Genomic DNA, 4,458 nt, shown 5'->3' with positions numbered 1-4,458 from the left:
GGCCGCTGCCGCCGTAGCGGCGGCTGGTGGAGGTGTCGGCCTGCAGGAACGGCGAGAAGATCAGGCTCTGCTTCTCGCGCGGGATGCCGATACCGGTGTCGCGCACCGAGAACAGCAACTTGAGCTTGCCGGGTTCGGCGCCGGGGAAGGCGCGCACCGACAGCGCCACCTCGCCCTGTTCGGTGAACTTGATGGCGTTGCCCACCAGGTTGATCAGCACCTGGTTCAGGCGCAGCGCGTCGCCGCGCAGCCAGCGGCAGCCCGGCGGCAGCGGCTCGACGATCATCTCCACCGGCTTGGCGCTGGTCGCCGAGGTCATCAGCGCGGCGATGTTCTCCAGCAACTCGTTGAGATCGAACGGCGCCGATTCCAGGTCGATGCGCCCGGACTCGATCTTGGAGAAGTCGAGGATGTCGTTGATGATCTCCAGCAGGTTGCGTGCGGACAGTTCGATCTTCTGGATCATGTCCTGCGCCGCCTGCGACAGCGCGCTGTGCCGCAGCAGGTACAGCATGCCCAGGATCGCGTTCATCGGCGTGCGGATCTCGTGGCTCATGTTGGCCAGGAAATCGCTCTTGGACTGGTTGGCGCTTTCGGCCGCGTCGATCGCCAGGCGCAGCTCGCGCTCGCGCCGCTTCTGCTCGGTCAGATCGACCGCGATGCCGAGGTAGCCGATCACCCGGTCGTCGTCGTCGCGCAGCGTGCTCAGGGTGAGCAAGACCGGGAAGGCGTGGCCATCCTTGCTCAGGTAGGTCCACTCGCGGGTGTCGCTGCGTCCCAGCGTGGACAGCGCGGCCACCGACTCGAACGACGGCTGCACCGGCATGCCGGATTGCGCGGCCATGCGCTCGGCGCGTGCGCTCAGCTGTTCTGGGTCCAGGAACAGGCCGGTGGCCTTGCGCCCGATCAACTCGTGCGCGGCGTAGCCGAGCAGCAGTTCGGCGGCCGGATTGAACAGGGTGATGACGCCGTCCGGGTCGGTGGCGACGATCGCATAGCCGGCATTGGCCAGGATCGCGCGCTGCAGCGCCGAATAGGTCACCAGTTCGCTGGTGCGCTCGGCCACCTGCTGCTCCAGCGTGGCGTTGAGCTCCAGCACCCGCGCCTGCGCGCGCACCTGTTCGGTGACGTCGTGCAGCAGGTGCGAATGGCCGATGGTGCCGCCGCGGGTGCCGGCGATCGGCGAGACGCTGGCCAGGACGCTGACGGTGTGACCATCGCGGTGGCGCAGTTCGCGGACGCCGTCGCCGCTGTCGATGGGATCGCGGACGTGCGCGCCCAGCAACCGCTGCAGCGGCTGGCCGATGGCCTGCTCGGGGGTGTAGCCGAAGATGCGCGTGGCCGCGGGATTCCAGTGGGTCACGCGGCCGCTCAGGTCTTCGGCGACGATCGCCTCGCTGGTGCCGGCGACCAGGGCGGCCAGCTGGCTCTGTTCGCTGAGGATCAGGTCGCGGCGGCGCAGGCTGGTCAGGAACACATACAGCAGGGTGGCCAGCAACAGCGCGATGCCGGCGGCCAGGGCGCCGGCGAACAGCGGCGAGGTCTGGTCGAGCGCGCGCATGAAGCCGGGCGTGGCGTGTGCGCCGATGCGCCACTGGCGTCCATAGACCGCCAGGGTGCGTTCGGCGGTGGGGCCTCCGGCCAGGATCGGTGTGGCGTTGTCGCGATAGAACGGCTGCGCCGGGGTCTGGCTGTCGGCCAGGCTCAGATGCAGTTCGCTGCGGTGGTCGTCGGAGGAGGCCAGTACCTCGGCGATGCTCAGTGGCGCGTACGCCCAACCGGTGGTGGCCTGCCAGCGCTGTTCCGGGGTCTGCAGCGGCAGGCCTTCGCGATACACCGGCAACAACAGCAGAAAGCCGCTCTTGCCCAGCCCCGGCCGCTGCACCAGGCGGATCGGCGCGGTGATGGTGGGCTTGCCCGAGTGCGCGGCGGCGATCGCCGCGTCGCGTCGCGCCGGTTCGGAGGCGATGTCGAAGCCCTGTGCCGGCGTGTTGGACTGCGTCGGCTGGATGTAGACGATGACGAAGCGATCGCCCTCGTGCGGCGCCAGCTCACTGATCTGCAGCGACGGTGCGCCGTCGGCGCGGGCCTGCTGCAGGAACGTAGCCTCGTCGGCGCGCGGCACCCGCTGGATGTAGCCGAAGCCGCGCACCCCCGGGAACTCGCGCAGGTAGTCGCGCGAGGCGCTGTAGCGGGCGAAGCGCTCGCGCGAGATGCGGTCACCACCGGCCGCGATCACCGCGCCGCGCGCGCCGCGCAGGCCGTGCTCGTACATGTCCAGGCGTTGTCGCAGATCGTTGGCGACGTGCGAGACCAGTTGCTGGAAGCGCGCCTGCGCCTGCGCGCGGTTGCGCTGCTGCACGCCATGCGCGATCAGCAGCGCGGCGAGCAGCCCGACGGCCAGCACGGCCAGGGCGGCGAGCCGCGCAAGCCGCGCAGGGCCGGCGATGGGTGTCCGGCGTTTCTTCGACATGCTCCCCTTTCCTCTGGCGAACGCGCGTTCGGCACGCGCATCGGCTTCCCCCCGACCGGTTGCGGGATGGCGTTCACAGCGGCGACGCAGGCCCCGCAGGTCGTCCCCCAACGCTAGCGCGGGCGTGGCGGTCGCGCCAGCCCTTCGGTCCAAAGAGTCGAGGCGTGTCTACACCTTGCTGCGTGGATGGCACCGGGTACCGCGGGTCGGCGGTCCGTCGTGGGGTGCGTGCGTCGCATCGTGCGTCGGCAGCGGGCCGGCCGCTCCAGCGGCGCAGTGCATCCTTGCCATGCACGCTCAGCCAAGCAGCGTGACGGCAGCGTGCAGCGCCAGCCCGATCAATCCGCCGACCAGGGTGCCGTTGAAACGGATGTACTGCAGGTCGCGGCCCACGCTCAGTTCCAGTTGCTCGACCAAGTGGCGTTCGTCCCAGCCCTTCACGGTCTGCGCGATGTGCTCGGTGACGCCGCTGCGCAGGCGCTGGGTCAGCCGCTCGGCGCCGCCGAGCAGGTGCTGGTTGAGCGCCTCGCGCAGGGCGGGATCCTGCGCCAGCGACTGGCCGAGCGCGCCGAGGGCGCGCTGCAGGTGCTGCACCAGTGCGCCGTCCTGGCGCGACAGGTCCTCGCGCAGCGCGCTGTGGATCTGATCCCACAGGCCCTGCACGTACGCCTGTACGCCGGGGTGGTCGATCAGCCGCTGCTTCAGCGCCTGCACTTTCTCGGCGGTGGCGGGATCGGCGCGCAGCCGCTGCACGTAGCCGCCGAGCCAGCGCTCGTAGTCCTGGCGCAGCGGATGCTGCGGCTGCGACAGCACCTCCTGCAGTTCCTCCAGCAGCGCGTGCGCCAGGCGCTCGGCGAGGGTGTCGGCGATGCCTTCCACCGGCTTCACCCATTCCACGGTGCCGACCAGCTTGGGCCATTCGCGCCGCGCGTACTTGACGATCATCGCCGACACCCGCTGCTTGACCGCGGCATCGTCCAGGTGCCGGCCGAGCCGGGTCAGCGCTTCGTCGAGCAGTGCGTGGTGGCGGCCGTCGGCGGTGAGCAGGCCGAGCAGTTCGCCGGCGGTGGCGGCGGCGTCCCAGTCGCGCAGCCGCGCCACCACGAAACCATGGATGCGGCGCCGCACCGCGGCTTCGTCCAGCAGGTCCAGCGCCTGCAACGCCCAGCCGCGGGCCAGATCGGCCAGCCGTGCGGACTGCGCCGGTTCGGCCAGCCACTGGCCCAGCCGCGCCGCGGGATCGAACGCGCTGAGCTTGGCCAGCAGCGCGCCCGGTTCCAGGAACTGATCGCGCACGAACACCGCCAGGCTGTCGGCGATGCGCGCCTTGCCGTGCGGGATGATCGCGGTGTGCGGAATCGGCAGGCCCAGCGGATGCCGGAACAGCGCCACCACCGCGAACCAGTCCGCCAGCGCGCCGACCGTGGCCGCTTCGCAGAACGCGCCGACCCAGGCCCACACCCCGTGCAGGCCCATGGCATGGCTGAGCAGGAAGCCGCACAGCATCGCCAGCAGCAACAGCGCCGCCAGCAGCTTCATGCGCCGCAGCTGCGCGCGGCGCGGATCGGGGGGCAGGGCAGGGGCGGAAGACACGCTCATGCGGCCGAGTCTACGCAGTGCGCGGTGAGCGCGGTTGCATGCGCGGCGGCGAGGTCATCCGGCCGCGGCACGGATGGCCTGTGCGCGTGGATCAGCCCGGCAACTGCGCGCGCAGCGCCGCCACTTCCTCGCGCAGCGCCTGGTTCTCGGCCTCGAGTTCGGCCACGCGCTGGCGCAGCGTGGCCGCCGTGTCGCCCTCGGCATCCGCCGCCGGGGCCGCGTCCTCGGCGGCGTCCGCAGGCGCCGGCTTGGGCTTGCGCTTGGACTCGCGGGCGCGCTTGGCGGCCTGCTTCAGCTCGTCCTTGCCGGCCATCGCCGCGGCGCGCTGTTCCTCCTCGGGCAGGCTGGCCACTGCCGCGGCGGCATTGATCGAGATCGCACCGGAC

Annotated in this window: 2 protein-coding genes and 1 pseudogene; all 3 read right to left on the bottom strand. The window is 71.2% G+C overall.

Annotated elements, in window-relative coordinates:
- The coding region (locus tag D180_RS15450) for a CHASE domain-containing protein (protein WP_232760525.1) at nt 1-2,473 on the bottom strand (2,473 nt) is incomplete at its 3' end.
- Between the two features lie 297 nt (nt 2,474-2,770).
- The gene (locus D180_RS15445; protein ID WP_017913507.1) at nt 2,771-4,012 is read right to left on the bottom strand and encodes a DUF445 family protein; all 1,242 of its coding nucleotides are present in this window, start codon (nt 4,010-4,012) and stop codon (nt 2,771-2,773) included.
- 151 nt (nt 4,013-4,163) lie between these two features.
- A pseudogene (locus tag D180_RS15440) lies at nt 4,164-4,458 on the bottom strand (plasmid replication/partition related protein); the annotation flags it as partial.

The organism is Xanthomonas sp. SHU 166 (genome assembly GCF_000364685.1).
GTDB classification, from domain to species: Bacteria; Pseudomonadota; Gammaproteobacteria; order Xanthomonadales; family Xanthomonadaceae; genus Xanthomonas_A; species Xanthomonas_A sontii.
Note: the sequence above shows the minus strand (reverse complement) of the source record. Positions and strands in the feature narration are given on the sequence as shown.

Coding starts and splice junctions, on each gene's coding strand:
- D180_RS15445 (WP_017913507.1), bottom strand. CDS start 4,012: ATGAAGCTGCTGGCGGCGCTGTTGCTGCTGGCGATGCTGTGCGGCTTC.